Consider the following 15,663-nt stretch of genomic DNA (forward strand, 5'->3'; position numbering starts at 1 on the left):
CAAACCCGGGCCGGCACCGATTTCGAGGGTGCTACCTGCCCAATTGGGGGTAGGGCTAGGTCTACCTTTTCGCGGGGGCGACGGCGCGGGGGTCGAGAGTGTCGGAGGGCGCCGATAGGCTAGAGGTATGTGGAGGAAGAAGGACGTGGCGCGGCAAGTCGAGGAGCTGACCGACTCGCGCCGGCAAATCGTGTCCGCGTTCGAGATCGAGCGGCGGCGCATCGAACGCGACCTTCACGACGGTGCCCAACAGCACCTCGTCGCCTCCGGGATGGCGATCGGGGAAGCACAGTTCTTGCTGGACATGGCGGGGGCCGCGGGGGAGATCCCGCCGGCGCTCGCGGACCTGCCGGGGATCGTGGCGCGGGCGCTGCAGACGAACGAGGAGTCGCTGCGGGCCCTGCGCGAAACCGTGAATGAGATCCACCCCAAGGTGCTGTCGGACCTGGGGCTGGAAAGGGCCGTGCGCGGGGCGGCGGAGCGCAGCCCGGTGCCGGTGCGGGTGGTGGTGCCGCACGCGCTGCCCGACATGCCCGAAGGGGTGATGGCCGCCGCGTACTTCCTGGCCACCGAGGCGCTGACGAACGTGGCGAAGTACGCGCCGGGAGCGCGGACCACCTTGCTGTTGGCGGCGGATGAGACGCTGAGGGTGTCGGTGGTGGATGACGGGCCGGGCGGGGCGTCGGTGGTGGCCGGGCATGGGCTGGCCGGGCTGCGCGAGCGGCTGGCCGCGTTCGGCGGGAAGCTGGAGGTGAACTCGCCGGTGGGCGGGCCCACGATGGTGGTGGGCACGATTCCGCTGCTGCTATACCGAGGCGAGAGTGCGATTGGGGGAGTGCAATGAAGATCTTCTTGGCCGATGACGTGACCTTGGTGCGCGAGGGGCTGGCCGGCATCCTCGAGCGTGTGGGGCACACCGTGGTGGGGCAGACCTCCGACGCGCCCAGCACGCTCGCGGCTGTGCGGGAGCTACTCGCGGGTGATCCGGGGGCGGTGGACGTGCTGGTCACGGACGTGCGGATGCCGCCGACGATGAGCGACGACGGGCTGCGGGTGGCCGTGGAGCTGCGGTCCGACTTCCCCGACCTGTCGGTCATGGTACTGAGCCAGTACGTGGCGCCCGCCTATGCGTCCGCGCTGTTCGACCCGGTGGCGATGGCTCGGCCCGGCGCTGACCGCGGGGGCCTGGGGTACCTGCTCAAGGAGCGGGTGTCGCGGGTGGCGGACTTCGTGCACTCGCTGTCGATCGTGGCGGGCGGCGGCGTTGTGGTGGACCCGGAGGTGGCCGTGGGGCTGGTACGCGGGAAGGCGAGCGCGTTGGACGCGCTGACCCCGCGCGAATCCGAGGTGCTGGAGCTCATGGCGCAGGGGAAGTCGAACGCAGAGATCGCCGGGGAGCTGTACTTGTCCGGCGCGGCGGTGTCCAAGCACGTGGCGAACGTGTTTTCCAAGCTGGGGCTGCCGGCCGGGGAGGAGAACCGGCGGGTGCGGGCGGTGCTGACGTACCTGACGGCCACGGGCGCGGTGTAGGCGAGGGTGCTTGCTCGCTGGTGTGTGTCCCGCCGGCCGGTCCGCCGGCAGGCGGAGGCCTCGGCGTCGCCAGTCGCCGCTGTGGGTCCAGCCCCCGGCTCGGCGTCGTTGGCCCTGCTTCCGATAGGAAGAACTTAGTGCCCGTGCGCCTATACGAGCTGAGCGACACTTCTCTTGAGAATCTGACACAGCGCCCGACACTTCTCTTGAATATGGCGTCTACCGATCGCTATATGGGCTCGGTCGCGCTCAGACTCAACAGTTGTGTCAGGTTGAGGACAGACACATCGCACGCTCGCCCTGTGAGCGAGATACTGGCTTCGAGGCGGCGGTCATGAGGCAATTCCGAGCGAGGGTTGGACACCCACGCTTCTCTAGCAAGGGAGGACTGATGCGCGGTGTTTCATAATGCCGGTCGGCTCGCCTATTCCGCAGCTTCAGCGAAGGAGTCGACAGGCGTAAGCCCAACATGTGATTCTTCGTGAAAGCGATGAGTACTAGCTTGTGTGACAAGTAAATATCATCCCAACCACCACGTGATGGACCTCGTCAACTGGTGCCATCAACGGCCATATCCCGCGCCTTCGTATCATTCCTACGCGTGTGGCTAGCACGGCAAGCCGAGCAGCGGAACCGTGGTTTACCAGCACTGGTCGCACCCCGGTTTTGTGTTAGTGTTCCGCAGATTCTACAGCGAGGATTCTCCACCCCAGCATGAAGCTGAGTCCAAACCCGACTTTAACGCAAGAACACGGGCCAGCCGCTGAAAAAATCAACACCGTTGGGGGGCTTCGATGCTATAATTCTTGCACACATCTGGAAAATGTGATAAGATCCACACGTGAAAAAGAACACGCTCAGTTTAGCCTTCGCGGGCGCTGCTCTGATCGCGGCGACCGGATTCGGCGTGGCTACTGACGATGTTTCAGCCACACCGGATGTTGAGAATGATTCGCGCGCAAGGAGTGTCGCGGATACTCCACTTGCGCAACTTGTTGAGATGCCGGAGCCGGTTGAGTATTATGTGGCATCTGCTGGGGACATCGGTCTACCCCCTGAAGATGCACCGTACACTACTGACGGTTTCGAGATCGTGGGACAGTATTTTGATACGGACTTGGGTGTTGGCTATGTTGCGATCTCGCGCGAGGATGCGACAAGCGCGAAGGCGGAATTGAACCTCTCTCCCGAGTATGCACTAGAGTCATCCAATGCTTCTCACCTACGGAGTGATGCACTTTCCGGCGATGGTCGCGACAGTGTGGTTGTTGTGATGTCTAAGTACACTGCCGCACAGATATCTTCTGCAATGGAGCAGTTAACAGCACACTTCCAAGCGACGGGCGCACGGGTCGCGTTTGGTTACCATGCACAAAGCGACACCATTGAGCTGAGCGGTGAGCTGACTGAAGGCGACCTTGAGGTGCTCCCAGATACAGGCGTTGGATACTCATTCGTGCCGGGATATTATCAAGACGATGCGTACAACGAAAATGTGCGGGCCCCATTTGTTGGGGGAGCGTCAATTCTTGGCTATCGGCAGGGGAATTTGTATTCGTGTACGAGTGGTATTCCCGCTGAGAATAGTAATGGTGCACGTGGGTTTTTTACTGCGGGTCATTGTTTCGATTTGCTCTCGCATGTCTGGACATCTTCTTCGCGTGCAGGTGTTTCTAATTCAGGTCGGGTTACACACAAATATAATGCGAGCATTGATGCAGAGTTTGTGAGCGGCAAGACATACGAAGGAAAGATCCTTTCTGGTGGTGAGAGGAAGCCCGTGGCGGGCACTTGGCACCCCATGGGGTCACAAGGAAATCGGCTGTGCTTTCAGGGAAGAACGAGTGGAAACGTTTGTAATAACCAAGTAATTAGCTATGGCATATCACGATGCTTTGGTACCGGTTGTTATGGCAACCTCATTAGTCTACGAGGTGGTACCTCAAGCCAAGGTGGTGATTCTGGGGGGCCGGTATTCGCCAACTTCGGTAGCTCGGTCAGAGTAACGGGAATGATAACCGGCCACTTTGATCCCTTGGTCGGGCAATCCACGACATATGTTACTGATTGGCGTGCAGTGCGGGATAACTATGGAGCGAGATTGATATATGGCTAGGCTACGAAATGGTGGTGCGCTGGCGGGAATCCTCCTGCTTGCGCTGGCGGGGTGCGCCGGCCAAGCCGAGGATCTGAAGGCGCCGACTCTGCAGCGAGCGGAGTATGTCTTAAGTGTTGCGGCCATCAATACCTTGAAAGAGATCAGGGTGGGTGGCGATGAACTGTGCCCAATCAATGAGCGCGGCGCGCTGCTTGTCTTCGCGGGAACGGCTACGGGCCCTGCGGATGGCGCCTACCTTGACGTCAACGGCACAAGGATCAAGGCCGGTGACGTCTTTTTGACTGGCGAACAGTCGGATATCGACGGGGGCTTCGACTGCGGAGGCGAACACTTTGAGAACGCTAGGCGTGTTCTCGTCGAAGAGATTACGCTATCTGAGTAGCGGCGCGCCCAGATGTGTGGGGCGCTTGGGGTAGGAACTGTATGGAATTACTCGTGGCTGGACCGCGCCCGCTTAATGAGCGCACTTTCATTGCGGATAATGGATCCGTGGTTCGGCGCCGGCAGGACCGGCCAAGCCCAGCCGAAGCACGGCGCGGCGCGTATCACACCCTGGGACTTCGACGGCTCCACTATGCAGGGCTATTCCGTGACCGCGGTCTACTCCCTACCCGCCCAAACCTTCCCCGGCCGAGCCTTTGGCCTCGCGTTGCGCTACGAGGTCACCTTCGGCCCAGAGCTTGAGCTCAAACTGACGGTCATCAACCAAGGTGACGAGACGACGTCGTTCGAAGAAGCGCTCCACACCTACCTAGCTGTCGACGACATCAGGGGCGTGCGGATTGAGGGTCTAGATGGTGCGTCCTACGTCGACCACGCCGGCGCCAAGACGGAGAAGACGCAGATGGGCGAAGTCGTCTTTACGGGTCAGGCCGCTCGCGTATACGCGCGCGGCGCCACGGTGATCCTGCACGGAGCGGCAGGCGGCCGTGCGCTCAAGATCGCCTTCGAGGGTGCCACCAACACGGTGTGTGGAATCCGTGGATCGATGGCGCGGCTGCGATCGTGGGGATCCTTGATGCTGCCAGCGTGGCGAGGAGTTGACTAGTAGGGCCACAAACATCCGGCCCGGCGACACGCCGATCGCCTCAGAAGACATAGATCGTTGGCACCCATCGTGCCCGCGCTTGGCCCGGTTGCGCGCGGATCGCGTTCGTGAAGACACGTCGCGGGCGAAACTCACTGCGAAAAATACATGCATGTGATTCGAAAGCGACTACTATATGTAGTGTTCGCGTTTTTTCGAGACGGTACATCTTGTGTTTTCTGGAATATGCCCAGAAAGCGTAGCCGACCGGCTAAATGCGGCCCAACAGCAAGAACACCGCACGCATTGGCCTTGGCTGGGCGCGCTCAAAGAGGGGAAGAGATCATGTCACTCATCGACGTCACCACCGTCAGCGTCCTTAAGCGGGACGGTCGCTCGGTCCGCTTCGATGCGTCGAAGATCTACCGGGCCATTGAGGCGGCGATGAATGACCGTGGGCTCGAGGATCACGCCTTCTGCTCGCAGGCCACGAACGCGGTGGTCGCCTCCCTGCCCGCCGAGAACCTTGACATCCCCACAATCCAGTCCGCGGTGGAGGACTACCTCATGGCTTCGCGCTACCCGGAGGTGGCCCGCGCTTACATCGAGTACCGTCACGACCGGGACGTGGAGCGCAACCAGACGATGGACATCCAGCACTCGGTGGGCAAGCTGCTAAGCCGGGACAAGTCGGTGGTGAACGAGAACGCGAACAAGGACGCCACGGTCTTCAACACCCAGCGTGACCTCACGGCCGGCTCGGTGGCGAAGGCCTACGCGCTGAAGCACATGCTCCCCAAGCCGGTGGCCAACGCTCACATCAAGGGCGACATCCACTTCCACGACCTCGATTACAACCCCTTCCAACCGATGACCAACTGCTGCCTCATCGACATCCCGGGCATGTTGACGAACGGCTTCCAGATCGGCAACGCCCGCGTGGAATCCCCGAAGTCGATCAACACGGCAACCGCCCAGATCGCCCAGATCATCGCGAACGTGGCCTCCTCCCAGTACGGCGGCACGTCGGTGGACCGCATCGACGAGGTCCTCGCCCCCTATGCCCAGCTCAACTACAACAAGCACATGCGCGACGCCGTGGAGTGGGTTGCGCCCGAGCGCCGCGAAGACTACGCCCTGGCGAAGACAAAGAAGGACATCTACGACGCGATGCAGTCGTTGGAGTATGAAATCAACACCCTCTACACGTCCAACGGCCAGACCCCATTCGTCACCCTCGGCTTCGGCCTGGGCACGGGCCTGTTTGAGCGCGAGATCCAGAAGGCGATCCTCCAGGTCCGCATCGGCGGGATCGGCAAGGACCGCCACACGGCGATCTTCCCCAAGCTGGTCATGGGCTTGCGCCGCGGCGTCAACCTCGACCCGCAGGACGCGAACTACGACATCAAGCAGCTAGCCCTCGAGTGCTCCACGAAGCGCATGTACCCGGATGTGCTCTCCTATGACCGCCTGGTCCAGATCGAGGGCGACTACAAGGCCCCCATGGGTTGCCGCTCCTTCCTGCCCAAGTGGGTGGACCCCGCCACCGGCGAGGCCATCAACGCGGGCCGGAACAACCTCGGCGTCGTGACCCTCAACATCCCGCGCATCGCGATCGAGGCGCGCGGCAGCAAGGACGCGTTCTGGGAGATCTTCGAGGAGCGCATGCAGATCGTCAAGGACGCCCTGCTTTACCGCATCAAGCGCTGCGAGGACGCCACTCCGGCGAACGCCCCGATCCTCTACCGTTACGGCGCGTTCGGCCTGCGCGCGGAGGAAAGCGAGACGGGCGTGGAGAAGTTTTTCCGCGGCCACCGCGCAACGGTGTCGATGGGGTACATCGGCCTGTACGAGGCGGCCACCCTCTTCTACGGTCCGAACTGGGAGGACAACCCGGAGGCAAAGGGCTTCACGCTGGAGATCCTGCGGGCGATGAACCGTTACGCGGAGGCGTGGCGCGAGCGCTACCCGTACTGGTTCTCGGTGTACTCGACGCCGTCGGAGTCGCTCACGGACCGATTCTGCCGCCTGGACCGGGAGAAGTTCGGCGTGATCGCGGACGTCACGGACAAGGAGTACTACACGAACTCCTTCCACTACGACGTGCGCAAGAAGGTCACCCCGTTCGAGAAAATCGACTTCGAGGCCGAGTATGCGCCGCTCACCAAGGGTGGCTTCATCCACTACTGCGAGTACCCGAAGCTGACGCACAACACGAAGGCGCTGGAGGCCGTGTGGGATTACGCCTACGACCGCGTGGCCTACCTCGGCACGAACACTCCGATCGACCGCTGCTACGAGTGCGGTTTCGAGGGCGAGTTTGACCCGACGCCGGAGGGCTTCGCCTGCCCCGAGTGCGGTAACGACGACCCGGACACCTGCGACGTCGTCAAGCGCACCTGTGGCTACCTCGGCAACCCGGTCAAGCGCCCGATGGTCCACGGCCGCCACGTGGAGATTTCCTCGCGCGTCAAGCACATGGACGCCCGCGAGTGATTAACGCCGATGGCGTCAGCGTCCCCGCCCCCTGCGAGTGGGACGGGCGGGCGCTGTTCGCCGGGAATGTCGCGGACTACAAGCCGTTCAATTTTGTGGACGGGGAGGGGGTGCGCTGCTCGTTGTACGTGTCGGGGTGCCCGTTCCGGTGCCCGAATTGTTACAACAAGGCGGCGCAGTCCTTCCGCTATGGCCGACCCTACACGACTGAGCTTGAGGAGCGGATCCTCGCAAATGTCGCCCAGCCGTACGTGGCCGGGCTGTCCCTGCTGGGCGGGGAGCCGATGCTGGCCACCCCGATCCTGTTGCCGTTGTTGCGCCGCTTCCGCGAACGCTTCGGCGCGGGTGAGGCCGCCACGCGCGACGTGTGGGTGTGGACCGGCTACACCTACGAACAGCTCCTGGCCGACACCCCCGACAAGCGCGAGCTGCTCGACCTCGTGGACGTGCTCGTGGACGGGCCGTTCATCCAGCGTCTCTACCACCACGACCTCGCCTTCCGCGGCTCCGCCAACCAGCGCATCATCGACCTGCGGGCCTCCCGTGTTCATGCCGACCTGCAGTGCTCGGGTGTGCAGTACGCCGCCGAGCCGGTGCTCTGGCGCGGGGGCGAGTACTAGCCGCCGAGCCGCGGGCACAAATGCCGCCTGCCCGGGCGCCGATAATCCGTGCCGGCAGCCTAATTTCAGTCCGGCACCCGGAGGCGCCGGGGTCATTCCCTCCTGATACCCGGTGGCGCCGCCATAAGTCGTGAATCTGGTGCCCACCGAGTGTCTATAGGAATCGGTAGCCGGTATTCTCACGACTTCTGTCGGACGGGCCCTGAGAACCGCGTGTGCTGCCCAGAAATCAGAACGAGTCGACCGCCCGCTTGACCTCGGTCGCGTACTCGGCCCCGCCTTCACCGCCGGGGTGGATCCCGTCGGAGGCGAGGTGTTCGGGGTGGGCGGCGGCGATCGCGGCCCAGTCGGCAACCCGCACGCGGTCCGGGTATTCGGCGGCGATCTGCGAGATCGTGGCGTTCGATTGCGGCACCCATTCGGCGTGCGGGGCGGCGGCGGTCACCCACACGACGTGGCGGTCGGGCCCGAGGTAGTCCATGATGTCACGCGCGGTCTCCACCGAGATCGCGCCGTTGGTACCCAGTGAGATGACCACGGTCCCACGCAGCTTGCCCTGCGCGGCGTATCCCTCGGCGATGCCCTTGAACACCCGGATCGACCGGGAGACCTCCCCGTCCACAACGGCGTCCGGGAACGTCTCGAGCAGAGCGGGTGCGGCGGCGAGGGTGACGGAGTCGCCGATGATGGTGATGTCGGCGCCGGTGTTGGGCGTGGGGGCGGCGGTCGGTTCCGGTTCGGGTGTCGCTTTGGCGCTGGGCTCGGGCGCAGCGGTGCCAGCGGCCCCGCCCGGCTCAGCCGCTCCAGCCCCGCCAGCGCCTCCGGCTTCACCAGCGCCGTCACCCGGTTTGGCGGAGTGCGAGGCGAGGGCGTGCTTCCCGGCGGCGACTGCGGCCTGGGCCTCGGTCATGTCGGGGGAGGTGACGAGCGCGACCGTGAACGTGGCCGCGAGCGCGAGCGCGCCGGTGGTGAGCCACGCGGTTGTGACGGTGGGGAGCTTGCCCATGGAGCGCACCCAGGCCACTAGCCCCATGGTGCGGATCGGCGTCTCCACGTAGGTATAGGACAGGTACGCGGCGGCCACCGACACGGCGAGCACCAGGGCTGCCGCGAGCGGCCGCGGCATGTGGAGGTGGTAGACGGCGAGCACCCACAGGGGCCAGTGCCACAGGTAGATGCCGTATGAGCGCTGCCCGATCCACACCATGACCCGCGACTCGAGCAACCCGGCGAGGGCCTCGGAGGGTGTGCCGACGACGTCGGGCAGGATCCCCCGCACGGCCACCCCGGCCAGTGCGGACGCGAGCAGCATGCCCCAGGGGTAGAACCAGGAGGCGTCGGGGACGTTGAACGTGAGCACGGTCAGGCCCGCGAGCGCCACCCAGCTGCCCACGCCCCACAGGGGGGAGGCGGTGCGCGGCCGGCCGGTCATGATGCCGGGCAGGGCGAATGCGATGCCGGCGCCGATCATGAGGCCGAAGATGTGGGAGTCGGTGCCGACGTAGGCGCGGGTGACGTCGCCGCCGGCGAGCCACGCGTGCAGCGTCAGTGACATGACGCCGATGCCCGCAATCACTCCGATCTGCGCACGACGGGCGTCCCGTTCGGCCGCGCCCGCGCCCCCGTGCCCCGCGACCCACCGCCGCGCGCCAAGCAAGAGCGCCATGACTACCACGGGCCACACGAGGTAGAACTGCTGCTCCACCGCGAGCGACCACATGTTGTTCAGCAGTAGCGGCGACTGCGCCTCGAAGTAGTTGGACCCGTTGGCCACCTGGAACCAGTTGTAGGTGCCGGTGAGCGCGCCGAAGGCTTGCCAGCGAGCCTGGGTGACGGCGTCGGCGGAGATGAGTCGGCCGAGCGCGAGCGTGACCACCACCATGACTACCACCGCGGGCAGGAGTCGCCGGTAGCGCCGGTGGAGGAAGCTGGGCAGGTCGATGACGCCGGTGGCGTCGTGTTCTTTGAGCAGGAGCGCGGTGATGAGGAACCCGGAGATGACGAAGAAGACGTCCACCCCGATGAACCCGGCCCCGCCCACGGACGGCAGCAGGTGGTAGACGAGCACAAACAGTGCTCCGATGGCGCGCAGGCCGTCCAGGCCCCGGATACGATACGGCCTCGAAAACGAGTTCGCGGTGTTCCCTGGCATGCTCCCCATATTAGGTGCGCGCCCGCTCGCCGATGTCCACCGCGGGCCCTACGTGTGTCGTGAGTTTTCGCTTGTTGTAGCGGGTTTTCTGACGCCGCCGTGGCGTAGCTCGCTGCTGTAAGTTACGTCGCGTGTGGGGTGCCGACGATGCCGGCCCGGCCGGTTGCACTAGTTCCAGCAGCACCGGCACAGTCCGAGCCGCACGAGCCCCAGCCGCGCTACCCGGCAGGCCGCGCGACCGGCGTCGTGAACCTATCGGCGCTCGATGGGGCGCGTGTGGAGGTGGAGGTTCGAGGGGAGGTGGTCGAGTTCTTCGCGGATGCCGGCGGCGAGTTCGGCGCGATAGTCGGGGGTCATGCGTTCGGCGGGGGCGGAGATGGAGATGGCGAAGTTTTTGCGCGGGCCGAGGAGCGGGACCCCCACGCAGGCGATGCCGACTTCGTTTTCTTCGATTTCTTCGGTCCACCCGTCGTGGTCGAGGCGGGTGAAGTTGGCGAGGACGGCGTCGTGGAGGGTGCGCTGGTCGGCCTTGGTGCGCGAGGTGATGTCGGGGGTTTCGAAGTACCAGGGGAGGCGATTGTCGCGGTCGGGGAAGGAGCCGATGAGGGCTCGGCCGAGCGAGGTGGTGACGGCGGTGGCGTGGCGGCCGACCGCGGAGACGACTCGGATGGGGCGGTCGGGTTCGACCTTGTCGAGGTAAACGATGTCGGTTTCCACAAGTTGGCCGAGGTGGACGAGTTCGTTGAAGCGCCGCCCGATGTTCTCAAGGTAGGGTCGTAGTTCGTCCACGGCGCGGCGGGTGGAGGTGCGGTAGGCGGCGATGGGGGCGATGCCGTCGCCGAGCCGGTAGAAGCCGGTTTCGGGGTCTTGTTCCACCCAGTCGCGGTCGCGTAGCGTGGCAAGCGTGTTGTAGACGGTGGCTTTGTTGAGGCCGAGGTCGGAGGCGATGGTGCCAAGTGCGGTGCCGTCGGGGTCGCGGGTGCCGAGGTATTCCACGAGCGAGAGGGCGCGGCTGACGCTTGCCAGTGGTTTGGGTGTGCTCATGCGGCTAATTCTAGCGCGGCCCGTTCCACCATATGAAATACGCGGGGAATCTTGCGTTCGGTTGCGCGGAGAATGTTGTGCTCGACACACTATGATGAAACTAGTGACTGTGTCACAGGGACAGGGTACTGTTTAAGTGTATGAAACGAGCGTTTCGCATAAATAAATGACTAGGGTCAACGGAGAGCCAAGCATGAAACTGAATCTCGCAGGACTAAGCGACCGCGCCCCCTTCGAAGTGGCCGGCGTGCAGCTACCGCCCTTCGACGTCGCCGCCATGCAGGCGGACGGGCGGGCCAACCCGCGCTGGATCCACCTGGGTCCCGGCAACATCTTCCGCGTCTTCCCGGCGCGCATCGCCCACGACCTCCTGGCCGCCGGCGATCGCTGGCCCATCACCGCCGTCGTGCCGATGGACCCCGCGGAGCTCGACATCCAACTCGGCAAACACGACCTCATGACCCTCTCCACCATCCTCAACCCGGACGGCTCGCGCGACTACCGCGTGATCGCCGGCATCGCCGAGGGCCTGGCCTGGCAGCGCCCGGAGGACTTCGAGCGCCTCACCCAGATCGTCACCAACCCCGAGCTCACCCTCATCACGATGACCATCACCGAAAAGGGCTACGGCATCCACGACTCGGCCGGCAACCTTTCCGAGCAGGCGCTCGCGGCGATCGCCGCCGGCCCGCACGGCTTCCATGCAAACACGATGGCGAACCTGGCCGGGTTGCTCGTGCGCCGCTTCGAGGCCGGCGCCGGCCCGATCAACGTCATCTCTTTCGACAACTTCTCCCACAATGGCGACAAGCTGCGCGACTCGGTCATGACCATCATGCGCGGCTGGCACGAGGCGGGCCAGCTCTCTAACGAGGCGCTCGCCTGGGCCGACGACGCCGCCCGCGTGGCCTTCCCCATCACCGTGATCGACAAGATCACCCCGCGCCCCAACACCTCCGTGGCTGAGGAGCTTGCGGGCCTCGGCTTTGAGGACATGGGCATCGAGATGCTCGGGCGCACCCCGCTGGCCGGCTTCGTCAACGCCGAGCCTACCGAATATCTCATTATTGAGGACGTGCTCGTGGGCGAGGTGCCGGATTTCGCCGCTCATGGCGTTCACCTCACCTCCCGCCAGGTGTGCGACGACTTCGAAAACATGAAGGTCACCACCTGCCTCAACCCCCTCCACACCGCGCTCGCCACCGCCGGCGTGCTGCTCGGCTTCCCCACGATCGACTCCGAGATGCGCGACGCCGACCTGCGGGCTCTGGTCGAGCGGCTCGGCTGGAAGGAGGGCCTGCCCGTCGTCGTCGACCCCGGAATCGTGAACCCAGAGGACTTCCTGCGCGAAGTGCTCGAGGTGCGTTTCCCCAACCGCTTCCTGCCCGACGACCCGGCCCGCATTGCGATGGACACCTCGCAGAAGGTGGGCATCCGCTTCGGGGAGACCATCAAGAAATACCTCGCGCAGGGCCGTGACCTGGGCGAACTCGTGGCGATCCCGCTGGTGATCGCTAACTGGATGCGCTACCTGCTCGCTGTCGACGACGATGGCGCACCGTTCGACCCGTCCCCGGACCCGCTGCTGGCTGAGCTGCAGGCCCACCTGGACGGTGTCGAGCTCGGAGGGGACGTGGACGCCCACGCGGCCCTTCAGCCCATCCTGTCCAACCCCGCCATTTTCGGCACCAACCTTTATGACACGCCGCTCGCCTTGCGCGTGGAAGAACTGTTCACCAAACTCGTGGCCGGCCCGGGCGCCGTCCGCACCACCCTGAAGGAGACCCTCGCATGAAGATGACGTTCCGTTGGTACGGCGAAGGATTCGACCCGATCCCGCTCCAGTACATCAAGCAGATCCCCGGAATGACCGGCACCATGGGTGTCCTGTCGCAGTACGCTGCGGGGGAGGTGTGGACCCGTGAGGAGATCGCGAAGATGATGGACCAGGTCCGCGCCGCCGGCCTCGAGTGCGAGGTGATCGAGTCGGTCAACGTCCACGAGGACATCAAGCTCGGCCTTGACACGCGCGATGAGTACATCGCCAACTACTGCACCACCCTGGAGAACCTGGCCGAGTTCGGCGTGAAGGTGGTCATCTACAACTTCATGCCCGTGTTCGACTGGCTGCGCACCGAGCTCGCCCACGTCAACGAGGACGGCTCGACCTGCCTGTACTACGACCACGCCGACATCGAGGGCATGACCCCGCAGGATATCGTCCAGCGCACGGCCGAGGAGTCCGGTGGGCTCACCCTGCCCGGCTGGGAGCCCGAGCGCCTGTCCCGCCTGGACGAGGTCATGGCCCTCTACCAGGATATGACGGTGGACAAACTGCGCGAGAACTGGAAGTACTTCCTCGACGGCATCATCCCCACGTGTGAGAAGGTCGGCATCCGCATGGCCTGCCACCCCGACGACCCGGCATGGGACCTGTTCGGCATCCCGCGCGCATACAAGAACCGCGACGACATCGACGCGATCTGCGGGCTGAATGACTCGGACGCGAACGCCCTGTGCCTGTGCTCGGGCTCGCTCGGCTCCAACCCGGCCAACGACGTCCCCGCGATCTTCCGCGAGTTCGGCAAGCGCGGCCGGATCGCCGCTGCCCACGTCCGCAACGTCAAGTACCTGGGCGAGAAGAAGTTTCAGGAGGCCGCGCACTGGGCCGCCGACGGCGACCTCGACATGCACGCCATTGTCGAGGCCCTCTACGACTACGCGCCCGACATTCACGTGCGCCCCGATCACGGTCGCATGATCTGGGGCGAGACGGGCCGCCCGGGCTACCCGCTCTACGACCGCGCCCTCGGCGCCCAGTACCTCCTCGGCCTGTGGGACGCCATCGACGCCCAGCGCAAGGCCGCCGCCGGAAAGGATGCCTAATGGTACAGATCCCTGACGCACTGCCCTTCCTTAAGGCCAACCCGATCGTGCCCGTCGTCGTGATCGACGACGCCGCCGACGCCGTCGACGCCGGCCGCGCCCTCGTGGCGGGTGGCATCCACTGCGCCGAGGTGACGTTCCGGACACAGGCCGGGCCGGACGCGATCAAGGCAATGAGCGCCGTTGAGGGCATGACCGTGGGCGCGGGCACCGTGCTCAACCGCGAGCAGGCCGAGCGCGCCGCGGACATGGGCGCGAAGTTCTTCGTCTCGCCCGGGTTCAGCAGGGGCGTGGCCGAGGTGGCCGCCGAGCGCGACATCCCCTACCTGCCCGGCGTGCAGACCGCCACCGAGGTGATGATGGCGCTCGAGGTGGGCGCCACCGCCGTTAAGTTCTTCCCCGGCGGGGAGGCCGGCGGGCTGAAGATGGTCAAGGCGCTGCGCGGACCGTTTCCGAACACGGCGTTCGTGCCGTCGGGCGGCGTGAACCTTGCAAACCTCAGCGAGTGGCTGGCCGACCCCGCCATCGCCTCCGTCTCTGGATCATGGATGATCAAGCGAGACCTCATCACAAACAAGGAACTCGACACAATTACTAAGCTCTCGCAGGAGGCCTCCTCGCGAGTCAAGGAGTTGCGATCATGATTAAGCTGCGTCCCGTAGAAGAGTGTGCCTACGACATCGTCTCGCTCGGCGAGGTGATGCTCCGCCTGGACCCGGGCGAGGGCCGCATTCGTACCACCCGCTCGTTCGCGGCCTCAGAAGGCGGCGGCGAGTACAACGTGGCCCGCGGCCTGCGCCGCTGCTTCGGCAAGCGTGGGGCCATCGTCACCGCGCTCGTGCGCGATGAGGTGGGCCGCCTGCTCGAGGACTGCATCCTCACCGGCGGGCTTGACAGCCAGTTCATCAAGTGGGTTCCCTCCGACGGCATCGGCCGGACCGTGCGTAACGGGCTGAACTTCACCGAGCGCGGGTATGGCGTGCGCGGCGCGGTCGGCACCTCGGATCGTGGGAATACGGCCGTGTCGCAGATGCAGCCGGGCGACGTGGACTGGGATCACCTGTTCGGCGAGCTCGGCGTGCGCTGGCTCCACACCGGTGGCATCTTCGCCGCGCTGTCCGAGTCCACAGCCGAGGTGGCCAAGGCCGCGATGAAGGCCGCGAAGAAGTACGGCACCATCGTCTCCTACGACCTCAACTACCGCCCCTCCCTGTGGAATGCCTTCGGTGGGCTCGACAAGGCGCGCGAGGTCAACCGCGAGCTGGCCAAGTACGTGGACGTGATGATCGGCAACGAGGAGGACTTCACCGCCTCCCTCGGCTTCGAGATCGAAGGCGCGAACGAGAACCTCGACAACCTTGAGGTGGAGTCCTTCCGCAAGATGATCGAGAAGGCGTCGGCCGCCTACCCGAACTTCCAGGCGATCGGCACCACGATGCGCGAAGTCAAGACAGCCACGATTAACAACTGGTCCGCCGTGGCATGGAGCCGTGAGGACGGGTTCGTCAAGGCCACCCAGCGTGACAACCTCGAGATCCTCGACCGCGTGGGTGGCGGCGACTCCTTCGCCTCCGGCCTCATCTACGGGATCATGGAGAAAGGCAACGTGCGCGAGGCCGTCGAATATGGTGCGGCCCACGGTGCGCTTGCCATGACCACCCCGGGTGACACCACGATGGCGTCGCTCGAAGAGGTGGAGCGCCTGGTGGCGGGCGGTAGCGCTCGCGTGCAGCGCTAAACGCCACGTTGGCGGAGGGCCCGGGGGCCGGCATGGTGTGCCGGCCCCCGG

General features: G+C 64.9%; 13 protein-coding genes and 1 pseudogene. 11 read left to right on the forward strand and 3 right to left on the reverse strand.

Translation table 11 applies throughout. The annotated features are described in order from the left end of the window. Positions 1-127: 127 nt before the first annotated feature. On the forward strand, positions 128-844 hold the full coding sequence (locus tag HMPREF3174_RS02315) for a sensor histidine kinase (RefSeq protein ID WP_070447672.1): 717 nt from the start codon (positions 128-130) through the stop codon (positions 842-844). Next, on the forward strand, positions 841-1,530 hold the full coding sequence (locus tag HMPREF3174_RS02320; RefSeq protein WP_070447675.1) for a response regulator transcription factor: 690 nt from the start codon (positions 841-843) through the stop codon (positions 1,528-1,530). The genes HMPREF3174_RS02315 and HMPREF3174_RS02320 overlap by 4 nt, the downstream gene beginning before the upstream one ends. A gap of 462 nt (positions 1,531-1,992) precedes the next feature. On the opposite strand, the pseudogene HMPREF3174_RS09520 reads toward HMPREF3174_RS02320, so the two are convergent. Next, a pseudogene (locus tag HMPREF3174_RS09520) lies at positions 1,993-2,238 on the reverse strand (IS256 family transposase); the annotation flags it as partial. Between the two features lie 133 nt (positions 2,239-2,371). Here HMPREF3174_RS09520 and HMPREF3174_RS09175 point away from each other — a divergent pair. From HMPREF3174_RS09175 to nrdG, 5 genes are all read left to right on the forward strand, one after another. Continuing rightward, positions 2,372-3,646: a chymotrypsin family serine protease gene (locus tag HMPREF3174_RS09175; RefSeq protein ID WP_145989882.1), complete on the forward strand. Its 1,275-nt coding sequence runs from the start codon at positions 2,372-2,374 to the stop codon at positions 3,644-3,646. Beyond that, positions 3,639-4,031, forward strand: coding sequence for a hypothetical protein (locus tag HMPREF3174_RS02325; RefSeq protein WP_068538896.1), 393 nt, complete (start codon positions 3,639-3,641; stop codon positions 4,029-4,031). Before HMPREF3174_RS09175 ends, HMPREF3174_RS02325 begins: the two co-directional genes overlap by 8 nt. A gap of 99 nt (positions 4,032-4,130) precedes the next feature. Next, positions 4,131-4,697 carry an aldose epimerase family protein gene (locus tag HMPREF3174_RS02330; RefSeq protein WP_068538895.1) on the forward strand — a complete coding sequence of 189 codons (567 nt, stop codon included), beginning with the start codon at positions 4,131-4,133 and terminating at the stop codon, positions 4,695-4,697. Between the two features lie 324 nt (positions 4,698-5,021). Beyond that, a complete protein-coding gene (gene nrdD / locus HMPREF3174_RS02335) occupies positions 5,022-7,172 on the forward strand; it encodes an anaerobic ribonucleoside-triphosphate reductase (RefSeq protein WP_070447678.1) in 2,151 nt (716 codons plus the stop codon). Next, positions 7,169-7,792: an anaerobic ribonucleoside-triphosphate reductase activating protein gene (gene nrdG / locus HMPREF3174_RS02340; RefSeq protein ID WP_068538893.1), complete on the forward strand. Its 624-nt coding sequence runs from the start codon at positions 7,169-7,171 to the stop codon at positions 7,790-7,792. The genes nrdD and nrdG overlap by 4 nt, the downstream gene beginning before the upstream one ends. A gap of 229 nt (positions 7,793-8,021) precedes the next feature. Here the strand turns inward: nrdG and HMPREF3174_RS02345 are convergent, their stop codons facing one another. Beyond that, positions 8,022-9,944: an acyltransferase family protein gene (locus HMPREF3174_RS02345; protein WP_070447681.1), complete on the reverse strand. Its 1,923-nt coding sequence runs from the start codon at positions 9,942-9,944 to the stop codon at positions 8,022-8,024. Positions 9,945-10,196: 252 nt separating this feature from the next. Next, positions 10,197-10,988, reverse strand: coding sequence for an IclR family transcriptional regulator (locus HMPREF3174_RS02350; RefSeq protein ID WP_070447684.1), 792 nt, complete (start codon positions 10,986-10,988; stop codon positions 10,197-10,199). Between the two features lie 193 nt (positions 10,989-11,181). On the opposite strand from HMPREF3174_RS02350, the gene HMPREF3174_RS02355 reads away from it, so the two are divergent. From HMPREF3174_RS02355 to HMPREF3174_RS02370, 4 genes are read left to right on the forward strand one after another with little or no spacing between them, the layout of a single operon-like run. Then, positions 11,182-12,783: a mannitol dehydrogenase family protein gene (locus HMPREF3174_RS02355; RefSeq protein ID WP_070447687.1), complete on the forward strand. Its 1,602-nt coding sequence runs from the start codon at positions 11,182-11,184 to the stop codon at positions 12,781-12,783. After that, the gene (locus tag HMPREF3174_RS02360; protein WP_062612763.1) at positions 12,780-13,874 is read left to right on the forward strand and encodes a mannonate dehydratase; all 1,095 of its coding nucleotides are present in this window, start codon (positions 12,780-12,782) and stop codon (positions 13,872-13,874) included. The genes HMPREF3174_RS02355 and HMPREF3174_RS02360 overlap by 4 nt, the downstream gene beginning before the upstream one ends. Then, positions 13,874-14,518 (forward strand): bifunctional 4-hydroxy-2-oxoglutarate aldolase/2-dehydro-3-deoxy-phosphogluconate aldolase, encoded by a 645-nt coding sequence (locus HMPREF3174_RS02365; RefSeq protein ID WP_070447690.1) that lies wholly within the window; start codon positions 13,874-13,876, stop codon positions 14,516-14,518. The genes HMPREF3174_RS02360 and HMPREF3174_RS02365 overlap by 1 nt, the downstream gene beginning before the upstream one ends. Then, entirely contained in the window at positions 14,515-15,612 is a 1,098-nt protein-coding gene (locus tag HMPREF3174_RS02370) for a sugar kinase (RefSeq protein ID WP_068538889.1), read from the forward strand. Before HMPREF3174_RS02365 ends, HMPREF3174_RS02370 begins: the two co-directional genes overlap by 4 nt. The last annotated feature ends 51 nt before the right edge of the window (positions 15,613-15,663 follow it).

Source organism: Trueperella sp. HMSC08H06 (assembly GCF_001808465.1).
In the GTDB taxonomy this organism is placed as follows: Bacteria; Actinomycetota; Actinomycetes; order Actinomycetales; family Actinomycetaceae; genus Trueperella; species Trueperella bernardiae.